Genomic DNA, 19,349 nt, shown 5'->3' on the forward strand with positions numbered 1-19,349 from the left:
CACGTAAGTTCTTTTCCCATGTGAAGAGAGTTCTGACGCCAACATCAAAAACCTTGGCTGCCTCGACATGGCTGTGCCCCTCTTTGATGTAATCTAATGCTCGCTGTTTAAAATCTGTACTATATGCCATAGCTTTATTATAACATGCTTGTTTGAAACTAAGCAACTATAACTATTTTTTTAAACTCAATAAGTTCTGTACTCTCATTCAAAATTTGCTCGTCAAAAAAAATAATCCATACTAACACTAAGTCTTTTAGCTAGTTGATGCAATAATTCTGAACCTGGAGTATATTCTCCGTTCTCCAAACGACTAATCTGACCTTGCTTACAAATTCCTTCAGCTAACTCTTTCTGAGATAATTTCAATTCTTTTCTTCTGCTCTTAATTCGAGTAGCTAATAAGCTTCCCACACTATTTCCTCCAATCTACTACTGCTAATCATTTTATCACGATTTCTGTAACAATTAAAATACATTTAAATTACTCTAATGGGATGTTGAAGCCTCTCTCTTTACTATCAATTGCAAAATTTATAGTGTTAACTAATTTCTCCAATCTCCTCACTTGATGTTCATACTCGTCTATATATTCATTCATCTGTTTTTGACAATCTTCAATCTCTTTCTCCCCCAATTATTCACACCTAACACAAAAAGCATCCAGAATCGATATGAAACCGAGGATTCTAGGTGCTTTCTCTTTTCACCCATTGGGTGCTGTTTTTACTGGACAAAAGGGAGTTTCTCCTTTATGATATAATCGAAAACAAAATCAAAACAAAGGAAATTCCAATGACCAGTATATAAAATAAATCTACGAAAAACAATACTTTATCACACTTTTCTTTCGATGGTGGAAATCTGACCAATCAAGCTGGTCTTCTGCTCTTCAAAGAACTCTTCACAAAGTTGAATCTAAAAGAAACTATTTCAAAACATCTTGTGAGCGATGATAAACGACGCTATTATCACTATTCGGATGCCGATATTGTCATCCAATTTCTCTTTCAAATCCTTACAGGCTATGACATAGACTATGCCTGTAAGAAATTAAAATCAGATGCTTATTTTCCAAAACTGTTGGAAACTGGACAAGTTGCGTCTCAACCAACCTTGTCTCGCTTTCTGTCACGTTCAACAGAAGCAACTGTTGGGAGCTTGCGAAGACTAAACTTTGAACTGGTTCAACTCTTTTTACAAATGCAAAGCCAACCCAGTCTTATCGTTGATGTGGATTCCACTCATTTTACCACTTATGGGCATCAAGAGGGAGCCGACTATAATGCTCATTATCAGGTGACAGCTTATCATCCCCTTTATGCCTTTGAAAGCCAGACTGGCTATTGTCTGAATGCCCAGTTACGTTCTGGAAATCGCTATTGTTCAGAAGGAGCAGATGCCCTTATTCACCCCATTTTAGAGCAGTTTGACCATCTGATTTTTCGTATGGATAGCGGTTTTGTGAGCCCAAAACTCTATGATTTACTGGAAGATAGAGGTCATGCCTATTTGACCAAACTGAAAAGGAACACTGTTCTGAGTCGCTTGGGAGATTTAACCTTGCCTTGTTCAGAGGATTTGAGTATTTTACCTCATTCTTCCTATTCAGAGTCCCTTTATAAAGCCGATTCTTGGCGCCAGCCACGTCGTGTTTGCCAATTTTCCCAAAGACAGGAAGGGGAATTGTTCTATGATGTGGTCTCTCTTGTAACCAATTTAAGCAGTGTAGATAGTGAGGAGCTGTTTCAATTCTATCGTGAACGAGGGAATGCTGAAAACTTTATCAAAGAAAGGAAAGCAGGATTCTTTGGGGATAAGACAGATAGTTCGACCATGGTTAAGAATGAAGTACGTATGATGATGGGCTATCTGGCTTATAATCTCTACCTCTTTTTAAAGCAGCTAGCTGGTGATGAAGTAAAGGCCTTGACTATCAAGCGTTTTCGACCTCTCTTCCTTCATATTGCCGAAAATATGTCTCTACTGCTAGACGACATATTCTCAAATTCTCAAGTCTATACGCCTATTCAAAACAGTTTCAAGCCTTATTTGATACAATCTGCCAGATAAATCTGATACTCCCTGTTCCATATAGAGCTAGAGGGCAGGGGAAAACATGCCTAACAGAATAAGTCACCTTATTTTAAAAATCGAGCATCAAACCAAGGGAGGAGTCTGCCCTTTTTTAGGAAAAAATCAAGACAAATCTCCTCAATCATGTCTCGAACATCAGAAATTAAGCAAAATCACCAGAAGGATAGTAGTTTAACTAACTTTTCTGGTAATTTTCGAAGAGTATTGTTTCTTTCGTCATACTTCAAATAGTCTAGCCACATACATTTGAAGCTGCTACCTCAATACAAGCAGGCTTGAGGGTCGCTCTTGGGTTCACCGATAGATAATAGGCACGTAGGCCTTGCACATTAGATTTATAGTATATTAAAATAATATATGAACAAATCGATTAGGAAAGGCAAATTAATTTTTATACTCAATGAAAATCAAAGAGCAAACTAGGAAACTAGCCGCAGGCCGTACTTGAGTACGGTAAGGCGACGTTGACGTGGTTTGAAGAGATTTTCGAAGAGTATTAGAAATGTTTTAGTAGCTATGATGTCCTATTCCAGATTCAATCCACTATACGATAGACTCGTCGTATAAAAAGACCGCAATACATAGATTGCAGTCTTTCTTTATTTTTTCGCTTGGTAACGACTGGTCAGGATGAAAATCACGGTAAAGACCAACATCATGACACCATAAACAGGTAATGTTTGTCCTGTTAAGGTTGCAATTTCAAGCAGTTTTTGAATTCTTGGGAAGAGAGCGGTAGCTAGGAAACCTCCTACTGACCAAACAATCAAGAGGACACGCCATAGGGTAAATGGCATGCAGGCTCTAAATACGGATAAGAAACCAATTGACCCCAAGAGATAATAGAGTAGAGTTGAGATTTCTAACTCAGACCAACCTTGGCTACTCCCAAATATTTTCACAAACAGGACGCTGAAGACGACCATGAGAGCGCTTGGTAGGGCACGAAGCATGGATCTTCTGAGAAAGTTTGGCTCAACAGGTTTGATATTTCGCTCAAAAGTCAGAACGAATGGTGGGAAACCTTCCACAAACTGGTCAATCATGGTAATCTGGATCGGAATGAAGGGGAAAATCAAAATCCACTCTGACCGACCTAGTAAAGCACTGGCAATACAGATGACTGCTAACAGGAAGGAATAGATGGTCTTTATCAAGAAAATCGGGGCGATGTGGGCAATGTTATTGACCACGCGACGACCCTCGAAGAGAATCTCAGGAACATCATTAAAGTCTGAGTTCAAGAGAACCAGATTGGCAATCTGACGGGTTGCTGGATCCCCCTCCGCCATCACGATAGAACAATCCGCCTCACGAAGGGCCAAGATATCATTAACCCCGTCCCCTGTCATAGCCGTTGTATGACCCGCTTTTTTCAACGTTTGGATGATGAGTTTCTTTTGATGAGGGGAAACACGTCCGAAAATAGCTGTCTCCTCCGCCATGGCCATCAATTCCTCATCGATGATTTTCGAACAATCTACATAGCTATGGTAGTCCGCAAAACCAGCCTTCTGGGCAATGCTGGATACAGTGACCGGATTGTCACCAGAAATAATCTTGAGGCCCACTTCCTGAGAACGGAGATAGTCCAGCGTCTCTGCTGCTCCTTCTCGAATAGGATCCAAAATTTCCAGCAAGGCTAAAGCCTGAATATCAGAAGGTTTCTGTGGCTTGTGATGGTCTAATTTCTCCTGACTAAGAGCTAAGACCAAGACACGTGCCCCTCTCTCCAAGGCCTCCCTGGCTTCTGGGACTTCAGAATCCAGCAACATCTCAGGTGCCCCTAAGAAAACTGTCCCCAAACCTTCTAACTCCATAGCCCCCCACTTGCGGTCGCTCGAGAAGGGAAGATTGGAAATCATAGGATAAGCAACATCTCCCACAAAACGCTGGCGAATGGCTTGGGCAGTTGGATTCTTATCCTCACTATGGGCTATGTAGCTAGTCAAGATGCTGGCAATAGCCTCTTCACCATACGTTTCCGTCAACGGAAGAACAGCCTCCACCTGCATCTTTCCTTGGGTGATGGTACCCGTCTTGTCCAGACAGAGCATATCCACGCGCGCCAAGGTCTCAACAGAGTACATCTCCTGCACCAAGACCTTTTTCAAGCCCAGCTTAATCACCGCTGTCAAGAGCGAAGTAATAGTCAAAAGGGCAATTCCCTTAGGCAACATTCCCAAAAGAGCTGTCGACGAGTTTACAACGGATGACTTGAGAGGCAGGCCTTTTAAAAGCAAGGCTTCCAGCAAGAGAGCCAGACCAAAGGGAATGATAATCTTCCCAGTAAAACCAGCCAACTTGTCCAGCGATTTCATGATACGGGAGTTGATGGGGTTAACGGTCTTAGCCTCAAGCATGAGTTTGGCAGCATAGTTGTCTGCACCGACATGGTGAACTTGAGATAAAACTGACCCACTGGCTAGGAAACTTCCTGACAAAAGCAAGGCTTCCACTTCCTTTTGCACCAAATCACTTTCCCCCGTCAACATGGCTTCATTAACCTCCGCAAAGCCTTCCAAAACCAAGGCATCACTGGGAATCTGCTCTCCAGCAGACAGACGAATCACATCTCCTAACACCAATTCTTCCGGATTCAGAGCCACTTCTTGGCCATCACGAATAGTCTTGACCTTTTCCTTGGTCATGAGATTGAGCTTGTCCACCATGTGTTTGGCCCGTAGCTCGGTCACAATTCCAGAAAAAGCGTTAAAGCAGATAACAGCGAAGAAGACCAAATTGCTCCAAGCCTGCACAAAGGCTAGTGCCAAAGCAATGGCAAAGTTCAAAGCGTTAAAAAGGGTAAAGACATTTCGTTTAACGATTTGCCAAGTGCTGGTACTGGCTGATGCGGTAAAGTCATTGACCAAACCCTCAGCCTGTCTTTCCTTGACTTCTCTTTGGGTTAATCCCATAATCTTATTTTTATCCATAAATTCTATTATATCATTTTTTTAACAGAATTCTAATTTCATCCCAAATATGCATCTAGTCAAGGGAAAAGTTTGCCAGCCCTCCTTTGATAAGGTATAATAATAACAAGAAAACAATCGAAGGAGATCGCATGTTTTATACTTATTTGCGTGGATTAGTTGTATTGCTCTTATGGTCCATCAATGGCAATGCCCACTATCATAATACTGATAAAATTCCTAATCAAGATGAAAATTATATTTTGGTTGCGCCTCACCGCACTTGGTGGGATCCAGTTTATATGGCCTTTGCGACCAAGCCAAAACAGTTTATCTTTATGGCAAAAAAAGAACTCTTTACCAACCGTATCTTTGGCTGGTGGATTCGTATGTGTGGTGCCTTTCCTATCGACCGTGAAAATCCTAGCGCCTCAGCCATCAAATACCCTATCAATGTTCTCAAAAAAAGTGACCGCTCTCTCATCATGTTTCCAAGTGGGAGCCGTCACTCAAACGATGTCAAGGGGGGCGTAGCTCTGATTGCCAAAATGGCCAAGGTCCGTATCATGCCGGTTACCTACACAGGTCCTATGACCTTGAAAGGCTTGGTTAGCCGTGAGCGTGTGGATATGAACTTTGGAAATCCAATCGATATCTCAGATATCAAGAAAATGAATGATGAAGGCATTGAAACAGTCGCCAATCGTATTCAAACAGAATTCCAACGTCTGGATCAAGAAACGAAACAATGGCACAATGATAAAAAACCAAATCCACTCTGGTGGTTTATCCGCATCCCTGCCCTCATCCTTGCTATTATCCTCGCTATCCTAACCATCATCTTTAGCTTTATCGCAAGCTTCATCTGGAACCCAGATAAGAAAAGAGAAGAACTTGCATAGAAGAAATGAACCTTGGCCAAACAGCTAAGGTTTTCATTTATATAGTAGATTGAAACTAGAATAGTACACCTCTACTTCTAAAACATTTTTAGAAATCGATTTGACTATCCTGATCGATTTGTCCTGTTCTTATTTCATTTTACTATATTTATAAGAATCTCCTAATCAAATCGAAAGCCACTCTACAATAGAGTAACGTTAAGATTGTCCATTTATACTCAATAAAAAAGCCCTCTGAAGTCAGAGAGCTAATTTGAGCTCGGGCTAAAATCCTAGTGAAACAAAAAAATCTACACGGTCAGAAAAGTCTCTATCGTGCCATTTTCATACATGATGTATAGTCCAAGTAGAATGAATACTAAGGGCACAATGATTCGCTCGTATTTTTCAATTGTCTCGAATATTAAGGGAATAGAGGATAACACCCGACTAATCTCGCATAAGATAATTATGCCGATTACAAACACAAGCAAGGCCACGAGGGTCTGTGACCAATCTAATGAAGCAAAATAAGGTATATAGATACCTAAATTATCTCCGCCAGACGCAATTGTTAGCAATGTAACTGTCCAAAACAGTTGATTTGCCTTGCTTTGTTCTAATCTTTCAATAATTTCTTCCTCTTCTTCCTCACCTTCTCCAACAATTGCAAAGCGAATCCCTAAATAGATAGGGATTAAACCAAGCAATCCAACCATCCATTCTTCAGGCACGAAATTAACAACATAAGCAGCAACTAAACTCGCCCCTACAAGTAAGCCTGTGCCTAGATATTGCCCCGCATAAATATGCCATTTTTGTTTATTCTGTGATAGCTGTGCAAATAAAATAAATAAAATAATTAAATAATCGATACTGGTGGAAATATAAACACCAATAGCAGATATGATTGTCTGTCCCATAAAAAACCTCCTGTATTGGTCAGTAATAAATCAGCAGATTTTAGGAGAGCACAGACACATTAATTTAGCTATCGCTAGTGGGTAATGTCGAACATAGGAAAGCATTTTACTCCTCCTCAAAACGTAGTTACAAAGTAATTTCTAACTGGAATTCAGTGACTACTTCCATGTAAAGTATAACGTACTATACTTTACTTTGTAAAGAGTGGGCTCTTCTAGGGGGCTTGCATACAGCTACTCGGCTTGAAAAGCCGAGTAACTGCGCACCTTTATGGTGTAATTAGCTGATACCGTTTGAGGTTTTTGTAGTCTCCAAAATTGTTACCGATAAAACCTCAATAAAAAAGCCCTCTGAAGTCAGAGAGCTGATTTTAGCCCGAGCTAAAATCCTAGTGAAAAAGATGAAACTCCTTGTGCTCATCGAACACTGTGCCATTTCCCTATTTTCATACGGATTTTTGACGCCCTTAGCATCATGATTCTTGCTAGATAAATCGTTTATAGACTAGGCGACGAGGCGAAGATCGTACGAAACTTTCAGTGAAACAAAAAAAATCTCCCCGAAGGGAGAAAAGCTGGTTTATTTTACCTTACAGTGCTAGGAACCGTAACCGAAGATTATACTTGAGTATAGCGAGGTAAGGTGACAACGCAAAAAAGCTACCCAATTTAGAGTAGCTTTATTATCAAGATATGCTCAATTGAACATGGCCTAAGCACTTGGCAAAAAAGATAAAATCTCCTAGAAACTGAAGTTTCTTCGTCAATTTTCCTATTTTTGCTTTGTGCTTTTGACGGCCTTTGTATCTTGAATTAGCGACGAAGTCCTAGAGAGTTGATCAACTCACGGTAACGGTTAACGTCGTTTTTACGCAAGTATGCAAGCAAGTTACGACGGCGACCGATTTTTTTCATCAATCCACGGTAAGTAGCGTGGTCTTTTTTGTGTTGTTTGATGTGTTCGTTAAGGTGGTTGATTTCCCAAGTAAGGACAGCAACTTGAACCTCTACTGAACCTGTATCACCTTCGTGACGTGCATATTGTGCAATGATTTCATTTTTTTTCTCTTTTGAGATTGCCATGATGTTTCTCCTTTTTATTTGGCTTCATCCGAGTGACAGGTTGGCATGCCTGTAACCAAGAAGAAGTTATTTGTCTTTACGACATTCACTATTCTACCAATAACTAACTTCTTTGTCAACAGATTTACTTTCTTGTTTTAAACATGCTATAATAATCATAGCAAGAGATTTAAGTTGTCTGTTTTTTTAAAACGAGGTGATTATCATGCGTAAATTCTATTTCCATCTCACCTACTATCTGGTCATATTCTTCTTTTTATTGGCCTCTTTATGAATTATTTTCACTGCTCTCATCCGGTTCCAATCTGCTAGGACTCATCTTCTAAATATCTTTATCTTTTCTCCGTTAGTAACCTTCATCGTTTCTCTTCTTTACGGTTACCGTTTCCCTTTTTCCCTTTTGACATTGGATTGCTCTTTTGCTTTACTATCATTTCTTTCCACGATTTTAGCATTGTCTACTTTTTAGCCTATGAAACCTTTGCTCTGATCGGCATGGCTTCCGGTATTGGTATCAAGCATATTCTGCAAAAATGAAAAACAAAAAACTTTCACAAAATCCTTGAAAAATCTCACAATCATGCTATAATAATCCATAGAGACAAGTCACTTAGTCCCTTTCTACTAGAGAGTGCGTGGTTGCTGAGAACGCATAGAAAGACTATACTGATACTACTCTACTGACTTTTATGCAAACATAAAACGGTGGCCACGTTAGAGCCAATCAGAGGTGTCCCTCTTTTTTGAGGCACATAAATGAAGGTGGAACCACGTTGCGACGTCCTTTTGAGGATGTCGCTTTTTGTTTTTCTAGCTTTCAAAATCCTCTGTCCCTATTTTCAGAATAGGGTTAACACATTCGTCAATAATATAAGTAAGGAGAACATCATGATTAACATTACTTTCCCAGATGGCGCTGTTCGTGAATTCGAATCTGGCGTTACAACTTTTGAAATTGCCCAATCTATCAGCAATTCCCTAGCTAAAAAAGCCTTGGCTGGTAAATTCAACGGCAAACTCATCGACACTACTCGTGCTATCACTGAAGATGGAAGCATCGAAATTGTAACACCTGATCACGAAGATGCCCTTCCAATCTTGCGTCACTCAGCTGCTCACTTGTTCGCCCAAGCAGCTCGTCGTCTTTTCCCAGACATTCACTTGGGAGTTGGTCCAGCCATCGAAGATGGTTTCTACTACGATACTGACAACACAGCTGGTCAAATCTCTAACGAAGACCTTCCTCGTATCGAAGAAGAAATGCAAAAAATCGTCAAAGAAAACTTCCCATCTATTCGTGAAGAAGTGACTAAAGACGAGGCACGTGAAATCTTCAAAAATGACCCTTACAAGTTGGAATTGATTGAAGAACACTCAGAAGACGAAGGCGGTTTGACTATCTATCGTCAGGGTGAATATGTAGACCTCTGCCGTGGACCTCACGTTCCATCAACAGGTCGTATCCAAATCTTCCACCTTCTCCATGTAGCAGGTGCTTACTGGCGTGGAAATAGCGACAACGCTATGATGCAACGTATCTACGGTACAGCTTGGTTTGACAAGAAAGACTTGAAAAACTACCTTCAAATGCGTGAAGAAGCTAAGGAACGTGACCACCGTAAACTTGGTAAAGAGCTTGACCTCTTTATGATTTCACAAGAAGTGGGACAAGGACTTCCATTCTGGTTGCCAAATGGTGCGACTATTCGTCGTGAGTTGGAACGCTACATCGTTGACAAAGAGTTGGCTTCTGGATACCAACACGTTTATACTCCACCACTTGCTTCTGTTGAACTTTACAAGACTTCTGGTCACTGGGATCATTACCAAGAAGACATATTCCCAACTATGGACATGGGTGACGGGGAAGAATTTGTCCTTCGTCCAATGAACTGCCCACACCACATCCAAGTCTTCAAACACCATGTTCACTCTTACCGTGAGTTGCCAATCCGTATCGCTGAAATCGGTATGATGCACCGTTATGAAAAATCTGGTGCCCTCACTGGTCTTCAACGTGTGCGTGAAATGTCTCTCAACGACGGTCACCTTTTCGTTACTCCAGAACAAATCCAAGAAGAATTCCAACGTGCCCTTCAGTTGATTATCGATGTTTATGAAGACTTCAACTTGACTGACTACCGCTTCCGTCTCTCTCTTCGCGACCCTCAAGATACTCACAAGTACTTTGACAACGATGAGATGTGGGAAAATGCCCAAACCATGCTTCGTGCAGCCCTTGATGAAATGGGTGTGGACTACTTTGAAGCCGAAGGCGAAGCAGCCTTCTACGGACCAAAATTGGATATCCAGGTTAAAACTGCTCTTGGAAAAGAAGAAACTCTTTCTACTATCCAACTTGACTTCTTACTTCCAGAACGCTTCGACCTTAAATACATCGGAGCTGATGGCGAAGAACACCGTCCAGTTATGATTCACCGTGGGGTTATCTCAACTATGGAACGCTTCACAGCTATCTTGATTGAGAACTACAAGGGTGCCTTCCCAACATGGCTGGCACCACACCAAGTAACCCTCATCCCAGTATCTAACGAAAAACACGTGGACTACGCTTGGGAAGTGGCCAAGAAACTCCGTGACCGCGGTGTCCGTGCAGACGTAGATGAGCGCAATGAAAAAATGCAGTTCAAGATCCGTGCTTCACAAACCAGCAAGATTCCTTACCAATTGATTGTTGGAGACAAGGAAATGGAAGACGGAACTGTTAACGTTCGTCGCTATGGCCAAAAAGAAACACAAACTGTCTCAGTTGATGATTTTGTTGGAGCTATCCTAGCTGATATAGCCAACAAATCACGCGTTGAGAAATAAGAACCTAGCATAAAAGCCTCCAGTCCGGAGGCTTTTTCGTCTATTCTCACTCAAGGACTAGGTTCACTTGAGCAAACTGAATCCGCGCTATCGTTCCTTTTCCGACCTCAGACTCGATACGAATCTCGTGCCCCAGTTCTTCAGAAATTTTCTTAGATAGGTAAAGGCCAAGGCCAGATGACTGCTGGGTTAGGCGTCCATTATATCCTGAAAATCCACGTTCAAAGACTCGGAGGACATCACTGTTTTTTATCCCGATTCCCGTATCCTTGATACAAAGCTCTTGCCCCTCCATATAAATCTCCAGACCACCTTCCTTAGTGTACTTGAGACTATTTGAGATAATTTGCTCAATAACCACTAGCAGCCACTTTTTATCCGTCACGATTTCTTTATCAAGGTCATGTAGATTGACATTTAGGCCTTTTTGAATAAAGAAAAGAGCGTATTTACGAATTATTTCCTTGACCAAGTCCTCAATTTGAACCTGCTTTAAGACCAAATCATCATGAAAACTTTCTAAACGCAGGTACTGTAAAACTAAATTGGTATAGGAGTCAATCTTGAAAATTTCCTGTTCTAATTGCTGCTTCAGTTGGCGGTCGACCACTTCTGCAACTAAGAGTTGACTGGCTGCAATGGGGGTCTTAATCTGATGGGCCCACAAGGTATAGTAATCCAGCAAATCCGTCAGTTTTCTTTCTGCGTCAGACCTCTGCTGATAGAGTTCCATCTCACGCGCTTCTAATTTTTCAGCCAAGGCTCTTTCCAAAGGAGACTGAGCTTCCCTCTCCCCATAGAGAATTTCCTGACGATAGACCTGCGTTTCCACCAATATGTCCCAAGTGAAAAATAAGATGGTTACAAAGCAACACAAGAGGAAAAAGTAGAGAAAGTAAGTTCCCAAACTGGCAAATAAAAACTGAAAGAGCAAAATCAGAAATGCTAAAGCAAGCAGATAGACAAACAGACGACTACGGGAGCGCAGATAGGCTAGAAAAAATTGTTTCCAATCAAGCATGCTTCAGTCCGTACCCTATCCCTTTCTTGGTCTCGATAAATCCTACCAAGCCCTGCTCTTCCAATTTTTTACGCAAACGAGCCACATTGACAGAGAGGGTATTATCATCAATGAAAAAGTCACTGTTCCAAAGTTCCCGCATGAGGTCGTCACGCGCTACAATATTGCCTGCATGCTCAAATAACACGCGTAAAATCTGGAATTCGTTCTTGGTCAAATTCAAGACTTGCCCTTGATAATGTAAATCCATGGATTTGGTATTGAGGATAACACCAGCATATTCCAGTAAACTCTCGTCACGCCCGAACTCATAGGAACGACGCAGCAAGCCCTGAACCTTGGCTAAAAGAACCTGCTGGTCAAAAGGTTTGGTCACAAAGTCATCCGCCCCCATATTGATTGCCATGACAATATCCATAGCCTGGTCTCTCGAAGACAGAAACATGATAGGCACCTTGGAAATCTTGCGAATTTCCTGACACCAGTGATAACCATTAAACAAGGGCAGCCCAATATCCATGAGGACCAGATGAGGTTCCGATTGGACAAAAAGACTCAAAACTTCCATAAAGTCTTCTACCAAGACCACTTCAAATCCCCATTCAGAGAGCATTTTCCCGACCTGTTGACGAATAACCTGATCATCTTCTACTAGTAAAATCTTGTGCATGCGCTCCTCCTTTTCTATTATTATAACAGATTTTTCCATGCTCGAATGTCTGAAATTGAATTTGACATAGCTTGTTTTTAGCCAACAAAGTGCAACAATCCTACTAGCTAATTTGAGGGAAATTTGATAAGATAAAGAAAAGAAAGGAGTTCTTATGGCCAATATTTTTGATTACCTGAAAGATGTCGCATACGATTCCTTTTACGACTTTCCATTGAATGAGTTAGACATTCTAGCCTTAACAGAAGCTACCTACCTCTCCTTTGATAATCTGGTCTCCACAAGTCCTCAGCGACTTTTAGACCTGGCTCCTCAGGTTCCAAGGAATCCTAACATGTTGACCAGCAAAAATCGCCTCCAGCTATTAGATGAGCTAGCTCAACACAAACGCTTCAAAAATTGTAAACTCTCTCATTTTATCAACGACATTGACCCTGAACTGCAAAAGCAGTTTGCGGCTATGACCTACCGCCTCACTCTCGATACCTATCTGATTGTCTTTCGTGGGACTGATGACAGTATCATTGGCTGGAAGGAAGATTTCCACCTGACCTATATGAAGGAAATTCCTGCTCAAAAGCACGCCCTTCGCTATTTAAAGAACTTTTTTGCCCACCATCCTAATCAAAATGTCATTCTGGCTGGACATTCCAAGGGAGGAAATCTAGCCATCTATGCTGCTAGTCAAATTGAACAAAGTTTACAGGATCAAATCACAGCAGTTTATACCTTTGATGCGCCTGGTCTCCATAAAGAACTGACACAAACCGAGGGCTATCAAAGGCTAATGGATAGAACCAAGGTCTTCATCCCACAAGGTTCCATCATCGGTATGATGCTGGAAATCCCTAACCAGCAAATCATCGTGCACAGTACTACCTTGGGTGGTATCGCCCAGCACGATACCTTTAGTTGGCAGATTGAGGACAAGCACTTCGTCCAGCTGGATAAGACCAACAGTGATAGCCGACAAGTCGACACAACCTTCAAGGAGTGGGTGGCCACAGTCCCTGACGAGGAACTCCAGCTCTATTTCGACCTCTTCTTTGGCACCATTCTTGATTCTGGTATTACTTCTATCAATGACCTATCTTCCTTAAAGGCGATTGAACACATTCATCATCTCTTTGTCCAAGCGTAATCCCTCACTCCAGAAGAAAGGGAAACCATGGGACGCCTCACTCAATTATTGATTGATACCCGTTACCAAGCATGGAAGAATAGATAAAAAGCTTATGAAAAGGTAATACTCTTCGAAAATCTCTTCAAACCACGTCAGCGTCGCCTTACCGTATATATGTGACTGACTTTGTCAGTCTTATCTACAACCTCAAAGCGGTGCTTTGAGCAACCTGCGGCTAGCTTCCTAGTTTGCTTTTTGATTTTCATTGAGTATAAAAACCTTCTCATAAGCTTTTCTTGTTTTAAAGAAAAAATTACTCCTTCATCTGACTCTCTGCATCGGCCACGACTTGCTCTAAACTGGTCTGACCAAGTTCAGCCTCCATAGCCAGCTGGATTCTCTCCAATTTTTGATCCAAAACATCATGAATATGAGCTCCAACTGGACAATTTGGATTCGGATTGTCATGGAAACTGAAGAGTTGACCTGTCTTACCAAGACACTCAACCGCTTGATAAACATCTAAAAGACTAATATCCTTGAGATCCTTGACAATCTCAGTTCCCCCTGTTCCACGCGCAACTGAAATCAGCTCTGCCTTCTTCAACTGGGACAAGGTTTTTCTGATAATGACAGGATTGACCCCGACACTAGCAGCCAGAAAATCACTGGTCACCTTGCTTTCCTTCCCCTTGAGGGCAATGATTATCAGCATATGAGTCGCAATGGTAAATCTACTTGGAATTTGCATGCTCTTCTCCTTTTTACGAGGCTACCCTGCCTCTACTCTTCTTTTTCTTTTATTATACCCTTTTTAGTTGTAATGTCAATCGTTACCACCTTTTAACCAGTCGTCTAACTCCCGATCGTAGCCCTCTTTCTGGGCCAATTCTCTCAGAAATTCCTGATGATGAGTATGGTGGATCCCATTGACCAGACTTTCATAGTAAACCTCAAAATAGGGAAGTTTAAGATCTTTAGCCAACTGCAATTCAGCTGCCACATCGTAGTCTACCCGTCGGAAGTTCATATCTACCAAGCCCTTGTCATCAAACTCCAAAATCATATACTGGGCCCGCAAGTCCTTCCGCAACTGAGCATCTAGAAAGAAAGGCTGCCCAATCGAACCCGGATTGACAATCAATTGGCCACCAGTACCGTAACGAAGCAACTGCTGGTGAATATGACCATAAACAGCAATATCACAAGGTGGATTGATCACCAAGCGGTCAAAATCCTCTTGCGCTCCAGTATGAATCAACTCACGCCCCCAATTCTTATCAGGTAGATGATGGCTAATTCCCACCGTCAAAGCCCCAAACTGACGATGAAGCTGGAGTGGTTGATTGTGGAGCAATTCGATTTCTTCTAGGGAAATTTCCTCTAAAACATATTGGCACTGGCGCAAGAGATAGCGTTGACTGGGACGAGTACTATCCAATTCCTTGCGGACACCATGCCAAAGACTGTCTTCCCAGTTTCCCAAAACTCTAGCTGTAATCGGTAGTTGAGCCAACAAGTCCAAAATCCTTCTACGCCCTGTCCCTGGCATGAGAATGTCTCCCAAAAGCCAGTATTCATCCACTCCTAGCTGCCGAGCATCTGCCAAAACAGCCTCTAAAGCAGTGGTATTTCCATGAATATCTGAAAGAAGAGCTATTTTCGTCATATCCATCTCCTCGTTTTTTCTCTTGCAATAAGTATAACATAAAAAGTCACAGCTAGAGAAATCTAGCTTTTTTTGATATACTAGATAAAGATATTAGACAAGAGGAAACGAATGACCCCAAATAAAGAAGATTATCTAAAATGTATTTATGAAATTGGTATAGACCTGCATAAAATCACCAACAAGGAAATTGCTGCCCGCATGCAAGTCTCTCCCCCTGCCGTAACTGAAATGATCAAACGGATGAAGAGTGAAAACCTCATCCTAAAGGACAAGGAATGTGGCTATCTACTGACTGACCTCGGCCTCAAACTGGTCTCTGAGCTCTATCGTAAGCACCGCTTGATTGAAGTTTTTCTAGTTCATCATTTAGACTATACAAGTGACCAGATTCACGAGGAAGCTGAGGTCTTGGAACACACTGTCTCTGACCTGTTCGTGGAAAGACTAGATAAACTGCTAGGTTTCCCTAAAACCTGCCCCCACGGAGGAACTATTCCTGCCAAGGGAGAACTCCTCGTTGAAATCAATAACCTGCCACTAGCTGATATCAAGGAAGCTGGCGCCTACCGCCTGACTCGGGTGCATGATAGTTTTGACATTCTCCATTATCTGGATAAGCACTCACTTCACATCGGTGACCAGCTCCAAGTCAAGCAGTTTGATGGCTTCAGCAACACCTTCACTATCCTTAATAAAGACAATGATTTACAAGTGAATATGGACATTGCCAAACAACTCTATGTCGAGAAAATCAACTAATTTCTCAAGTACCCCAACCAACCCTGAAAGTTTGATTTTCAGGGTTTTCTTATCTATTTTTTATATCAAAAACGGTAGTAAGCGCTTCCATAATCCAACTAAATATTGTATAATAATTATATAAACTATTCCGTCACTAACAGATGAAAAAGGAGGGCTTATCATGAAAAAAATCATCTTCATCAAAACCATTGAGCTCCTTGTCATTGATGGAATCATGCTGGGCATTTTGGCTTTTAAAGAGGTGCTTACTTGGGATTGGATTTTGATTTATAGCGGTTGGCTCATTTTCTTTCACCCTGTGCTGTTGACCTATCTTTCTAACCAGCTTTGTGACCACTTTAGTCAATTCTATTCCCAGATTAGACCGAGATTCTGGTCTTTTGCCTTACAAATTCTCCTATGGGATATCCTGATGATTCTCTCCTTGATATGTTTAAGTGGTACCCCACTTTTCCTTCAGGGGACTCTCCTCATCCTAGGACATCTCATCCCTTCCTATCGCACCTGCAAAATCCTGAAACAAGACTTTCCCCAAGCCTATCAAGCACCGATTTCTTTTGGAGTATTTTATGATAGATGAGAAAAACCAAGCCGGCTGGGCTTGATCTTTCTTATCTATTTTTAGTATCTAGGATAATGGTAACTGGCCCATCATTGACCAGCTCAACCTGCATATCCGCTCCAAAGATACCTGTATGAACAGGCACTTCTTGCGCTAGTTTTTGGTTGAAAACATCATAGAAGTCTGATGCCATATCAGGTTTGGCTGCTTCTGTAAAGGCTGGACGATTGCCTTTCTTGGTATCCGCAAAGAGGGTAAACTGGGAAATAGAAAGGATTTCTCCTTCAATATCTTTGACAGATAGGTTCATCCTGCCTTCTGCATCTGAAAAAATCCGCATATTGACCAGTTTTCTCACAGCATAGTCCAAATCTTCCTCTTGGTCCTCTGGTCCAACACCAACCAGCAATAAGAGCCCCTGATTGATTTTTCCCTGAACCTGACCTTCGATACTGACTTGGGCTTTTTTAACACGTTGGATAATGATTTTCATAATAGCCTTTCTAGTAAGAACTCAGACAATTAACCGTTGGTTCGTTTGACAGAGTAAACTTCTGGCACACTCTTAATCTTGTCCACAACCGTAGTCAGCGTCGAGAGGTTGGTAATGCCAAAGGACACATGGATATTGGCAAATTTCATATCCTTGGTTGGTTGGGCATTGACTGTTGAAATATTCTTGGTTGTGTTTGAGAGAACTTGCAGTACATCGTTCAACAATCCTGTACGGTTGAGGCCATAAATATCAATATGAGCCATATACTCTTTATTTGAGCTAGAGTACTGACCTTCCCACTCCACATCAAGGAGACGTTGCTCGTAGTTTTCTTGGGCGCGCAGGTTCATACAGTCCACACGGTGAATAGCCACACCACGACCCTTGGTAATGTAGCCGACAATATCATCACCAGGCACGGGGTTACAACACTTGGCAATCCGCACTAGGAGACCAGAAGCACCTTCAATGACCACACCACCTTCATGCTTGACCTTGAGGGTTTCTTTATTTTCAACCTTGACCTCGCCACCTTTGACAAGTTCTTCTGCCTCAGCCTTGGCCTTGGCACGTTCTTCTTCACGACGTTCCTTTTCAGTCAGACGATTAAAGACAGTAATAGCACCGATTTCCCCAAAACCAATGGCCGCAAAGAGGGAGTCTTCTGTCTTGTAGCTGGTCTTTTGCAGGACTTGGTCCATATGACGCTTGTCCATAAATTTATTGGCCACATAGCCATTTTCTTGGAACTGGGTCATCAACATTTCACGACCCTTATTAACAGATAATTCCTTATCTTGGTTTTTAAAAAACTGACGAATCTTGTTGCGCGCCTTGCTGGTCTTGACCATATTGAGCCAGTCGCGGCTAGGTCCAAAGGAGTTGGGGTTGGTGACAATTTCAACCTGATCCCCTGTTTTGAGCTTGGTTGTCAGTGGAACCATACGGCCGTTGACCTTGGCACCAGTCGCTTTTTCACCGACTTTAGTATGGATTTCATAAGCAAAGTCAATAGGTCCTGAATCTTTTGGAAGAGAACGGACAGCTCCATCTGGTGTAAAGACGTAAATCTCCTCAGCCAGATAGTTTTCCTTAACAGAGTCCACAAATTCCTTGGCATCATCAGCCTGATCTTGAAGCTCCATCATCTCCTTGATCCAGTTCATCCCAATAGCAGACTCCTTACTGTTAACCTGCCCCTTAACGCCTTTCTTATAAGCCCAGTGAGCCGCAACCCCGTACTCAGCCACCTCGTGCATGGCCTTGGTCCGAATTTGGAATTCAATCGGTCCTTTTGGCCCATAGACAGTCGTATGGATAGACTGGTAACCATTTGCCTTGCGGTTAGCGATGTAGTCCTTAAAGCGACCAGGCATGGGTTTCCAAAGTTCATGCACATAACCAAGCATGGCATAAACATCACTTTGGGTATCCAAAATACAACGAATGGCAATCAGGTCATAGATTTCCTCAAACCGTTTTCTCTTGTCCTGCATTTTGCGGAAAATTGAGTAAATATGCTTGGGACGACCATAAATCTTCCCTTTCAAGTGACGATCTATCGTATACTCCTCTAATTTTGTGACTACCTCATCCACCAAGGCTTCACGCTCTCTGCGCTTTTCCTTCATCATATTGGTAATCTTGTAAAACTCTGTCGGGTTGAGATAACGGAAAGACAGGTCTTCCAATTCCCATTTGACACTGGAAATCCCCAAACGGTGAGCAAGTGGGGCATAGATTTCCATAGTTTCTTTGGAAATGCGCTCCTGCTTGTCTTTTCGAAGATGTTTCAGGGTTCGCATATTGTGCAAGCGGTCAGACAGTTTGACCAAGATAACGCGGATGTCCTCAGACATGGCCATGAGCATCTTGCGATGATTTTCAGCCAACTGCTCTTCGTGAGACTTGTACTCGACCTTGCCAAGCTTGGTGACTCCGTCAACAATCACGCGCACATCGGGACCAAACTCTCTTTCCAAATCGTCCAAGGTCGCATCTGTATCTTCCACCACATCATGCAAGAAACCACAAGCTACCGTTACAGCATCCAGCTTGAGTTTGGCTAGAATACCTGCCACTTGAATAGGGTGAATGATATAAGGCTCGCCTGATTTGCGGTATTGACCACTATGACAATCCACCGCATAGACCAAGGCCTTATGGACAAAATGGACATCCTCTTCCGTTAAATATTTTTTGGTTAAAGCGACAACTTCTTCGCCTGTTAAATTCACTTCTTTTGGCATCTCTACTCTCCAATTCTTCCTACCATTTTATCACTTTTTTAAGAATATGAAAACTAGATTGGA

Annotated in this window: 15 protein-coding genes and 4 pseudogenes; 8 read left to right on the forward strand and 11 right to left on the reverse strand. The window is 42.0% G+C overall.

What is annotated here, in order from left to right; genetic code table 11:
* Positions 1–130: IS630 transposase-related protein (locus HT736_RS00930; RefSeq protein ID WP_238375689.1), on the reverse strand; the 130-nt coding region annotated here is incomplete at its 3' end.
* A gap of 92 nt (positions 131–222) precedes the next feature.
* The gene (locus HT736_RS00935) at positions 223–414 is read right to left on the reverse strand and encodes a helix-turn-helix transcriptional regulator (protein ID WP_023934097.1); all 192 of its coding nucleotides are present in this window, start codon (positions 412–414) and stop codon (positions 223–225) included.
* A gap of 381 nt (positions 415–795) precedes the next feature.
* Here HT736_RS00935 and HT736_RS00945 point away from each other — a divergent pair.
* Positions 796–2,135 (forward strand): annotated as a pseudogene (locus HT736_RS00945) (IS1380 family transposase).
* A gap of 561 nt (positions 2,136–2,696) precedes the next feature.
* Here HT736_RS00945 and HT736_RS00950 read toward each other — a convergent pair.
* Positions 2,697–5,033, reverse strand: a complete 2,337-nt coding sequence (locus tag HT736_RS00950) for a cation-translocating P-type ATPase (RefSeq protein ID WP_172930658.1) — start codon at positions 5,031–5,033, stop codon at positions 2,697–2,699.
* Positions 5,034–5,164: 131 nt separating this feature from the next.
* On the opposite strand from HT736_RS00950, the gene HT736_RS00955 reads away from it, so the two are divergent.
* A complete protein-coding gene (locus tag HT736_RS00955; protein WP_050261659.1) occupies positions 5,165–5,914 on the forward strand; it encodes a 1-acyl-sn-glycerol-3-phosphate acyltransferase in 750 nt (249 codons plus the stop codon).
* Positions 5,915–6,204: 290 nt separating this feature from the next.
* On the opposite strand, the gene HT736_RS00960 is transcribed toward HT736_RS00955, so the two are convergent.
* Both HT736_RS00960 and rpsO read right to left on the reverse strand, forming a co-directional pair.
* Complete coding sequence (locus tag HT736_RS00960) at positions 6,205–6,816, reverse strand: CadD family cadmium resistance transporter (RefSeq protein WP_049487351.1); 612 nt, start codon at positions 6,814–6,816, stop codon at positions 6,205–6,207.
* Between the two features lie 813 nt (positions 6,817–7,629).
* Positions 7,630–7,899, reverse strand: coding sequence for a 30S ribosomal protein S15 (gene rpsO, locus HT736_RS00965; protein WP_001018251.1), 270 nt, complete (start codon positions 7,897–7,899; stop codon positions 7,630–7,632).
* A gap of 205 nt (positions 7,900–8,104) precedes the next feature.
* On the opposite strand from rpsO, the pseudogene HT736_RS11535 reads away from it, so the two are divergent.
* The 3 genes and pseudogenes from HT736_RS11535 (at position 8,105) to thrS (ending at position 10,731) form a co-directional block, all read left to right on the forward strand.
* A pseudogene (locus HT736_RS11535) lies at positions 8,105–8,465 on the forward strand (hypothetical protein).
* A 73-nt stretch (positions 8,466–8,538) separates the two neighbouring features.
* Positions 8,539–8,747: pseudogene (locus tag HT736_RS00970) on the forward strand (hypothetical protein).
* A gap of 40 nt (positions 8,748–8,787) precedes the next feature.
* Positions 8,788–10,731, forward strand: a complete 1,944-nt coding sequence (gene thrS, locus HT736_RS00975) for a threonine--tRNA ligase (protein WP_050261660.1) — start codon at positions 8,788–8,790, stop codon at positions 10,729–10,731.
* A 46-nt stretch (positions 10,732–10,777) separates the two neighbouring features.
* Here the strand turns inward: thrS and HT736_RS00980 are convergent, their stop codons facing one another.
* Together HT736_RS00980 and HT736_RS00985 are read right to left on the reverse strand one after the other, a co-directional pair.
* Entirely contained in the window at positions 10,778–11,752 is a 975-nt protein-coding gene (locus HT736_RS00980) for a sensor histidine kinase (protein ID WP_054393109.1), read from the reverse strand.
* Positions 11,745–12,422, reverse strand: coding sequence for a response regulator transcription factor (locus HT736_RS00985; RefSeq protein ID WP_000548991.1), 678 nt, complete (start codon positions 12,420–12,422; stop codon positions 11,745–11,747). Before HT736_RS00985 ends, HT736_RS00980 begins: the two co-directional genes overlap by 8 nt.
* Before the next feature lie 154 nt (positions 12,423–12,576).
* On the opposite strand from HT736_RS00985, the pseudogene HT736_RS00990 reads away from it, so the two are divergent.
* Positions 12,577–13,650, forward strand: a pseudogene (locus HT736_RS00990) (DUF2974 domain-containing protein).
* A 208-nt stretch (positions 13,651–13,858) separates the two neighbouring features.
* On the opposite strand, the gene HT736_RS00995 reads toward HT736_RS00990, so the two are convergent.
* The gene (locus HT736_RS00995; protein WP_001166796.1) at positions 13,859–14,296 is read right to left on the reverse strand and encodes an Rrf2 family transcriptional regulator; all 438 of its coding nucleotides are present in this window, start codon (positions 14,294–14,296) and stop codon (positions 13,859–13,861) included.
* Positions 14,297–14,371: 75 nt separating this feature from the next.
* A complete protein-coding gene (locus HT736_RS01000; protein ID WP_172930659.1) occupies positions 14,372–15,214 on the reverse strand; it encodes a metallophosphoesterase family protein in 843 nt (280 codons plus the stop codon).
* Between the two features lie 111 nt (positions 15,215–15,325).
* Here HT736_RS01000 and HT736_RS01005 point away from each other — a divergent pair, with 111 nt between their 5' ends.
* Both HT736_RS01005 and HT736_RS01010 read left to right on the forward strand, forming a co-directional pair.
* Entirely contained in the window at positions 15,326–15,976 is a 651-nt protein-coding gene (locus HT736_RS01005; RefSeq protein WP_081529985.1) for a metal-dependent transcriptional regulator, read from the forward strand.
* Positions 15,977–16,139: 163 nt separating this feature from the next.
* The gene (locus tag HT736_RS01010) at positions 16,140–16,559 is read left to right on the forward strand and encodes a hypothetical protein (RefSeq protein ID WP_172930660.1); all 420 of its coding nucleotides are present in this window, start codon (positions 16,140–16,142) and stop codon (positions 16,557–16,559) included.
* Positions 16,560–16,590: 31 nt separating this feature from the next.
* Here the strand turns inward: HT736_RS01010 and dtd are convergent, their stop codons facing one another.
* On the reverse strand, positions 16,591–17,034 hold the full coding sequence (dtd, locus tag HT736_RS01015; protein WP_023933223.1) for a D-aminoacyl-tRNA deacylase: 444 nt from the start codon (positions 17,032–17,034) through the stop codon (positions 16,591–16,593).
* Between the two features lie 29 nt (positions 17,035–17,063).
* On the reverse strand, positions 17,064–19,286 hold the full coding sequence (locus HT736_RS01020) for a bifunctional (p)ppGpp synthetase/guanosine-3',5'-bis(diphosphate) 3'-pyrophosphohydrolase (RefSeq protein WP_001123816.1): 2,223 nt from the start codon (positions 19,284–19,286) through the stop codon (positions 17,064–17,066).
* Between the last annotated feature and the right edge of the window lie 63 nt (positions 19,287–19,349).

This window comes from Streptococcus sp. 339, from assembly GCF_013277285.1.
GTDB lineage: Bacteria > Bacillota > Bacilli > Lactobacillales > Streptococcaceae > Streptococcus > Streptococcus pseudopneumoniae.

Bases quoted from the DNA above. Each gene is read 5' to 3' on its own strand.
- HT736_RS01005 (WP_081529985.1), top strand. From the start codon at position 15,326: ATGACCCCAAATAAAGAAGATTATCTAAAATGTATTTATGAAATTGGT.
- HT736_RS00955 (WP_050261659.1), top strand. From the start codon at position 5,165: ATGTTTTATACTTATTTGCGTGGATTAGTTGTATTGCTCTTATGGTCC.
- HT736_RS01010 (WP_172930660.1), top strand. From the start codon at position 16,140: ATGAAAAAAATCATCTTCATCAAAACCATTGAGCTCCTTGTCATTGAT.
- HT736_RS00985 (WP_000548991.1), bottom strand. From the start codon at position 12,422: ATGCACAAGATTTTACTAGTAGAAGATGATCAGGTTATTCGTCAACAG.
- HT736_RS00995 (WP_001166796.1), bottom strand. From the start codon at position 14,296: ATGCAAATTCCAAGTAGATTTACCATTGCGACTCATATGCTGATAATC.
- rpsO (WP_001018251.1), bottom strand. From the start codon at position 7,899: ATGGCAATCTCAAAAGAGAAAAAAAATGAAATCATTGCACAATATGCA.
- HT736_RS00980 (WP_054393109.1), bottom strand. From the start codon at position 11,752: ATGCTTGATTGGAAACAATTTTTTCTAGCCTATCTGCGCTCCCGTAGT.
- HT736_RS01020 (WP_001123816.1), bottom strand. From the start codon at position 19,286: ATGCCAAAAGAAGTGAATTTAACAGGCGAAGAAGTTGTCGCTTTAACC.
- HT736_RS00960 (WP_049487351.1), bottom strand. From the start codon at position 6,816: ATGGGACAGACAATCATATCTGCTATTGGTGTTTATATTTCCACCAGT.
- dtd (WP_023933223.1), bottom strand. From the start codon at position 17,034: ATGAAAATCATTATCCAACGTGTTAAAAAAGCCCAAGTCAGTATCGAA.
- HT736_RS00950 (WP_172930658.1), bottom strand. From the start codon at position 5,033: ATGGATAAAAATAAGATTATGGGATTAACCCAAAGAGAAGTCAAGGAA.
- thrS (WP_050261660.1), top strand. From the start codon at position 8,788: ATGATTAACATTACTTTCCCAGATGGCGCTGTTCGTGAATTCGAATCT.
- HT736_RS01000 (WP_172930659.1), bottom strand. From the start codon at position 15,214: ATGACGAAAATAGCTCTTCTTTCAGATATTCATGGAAATACCACTGCT.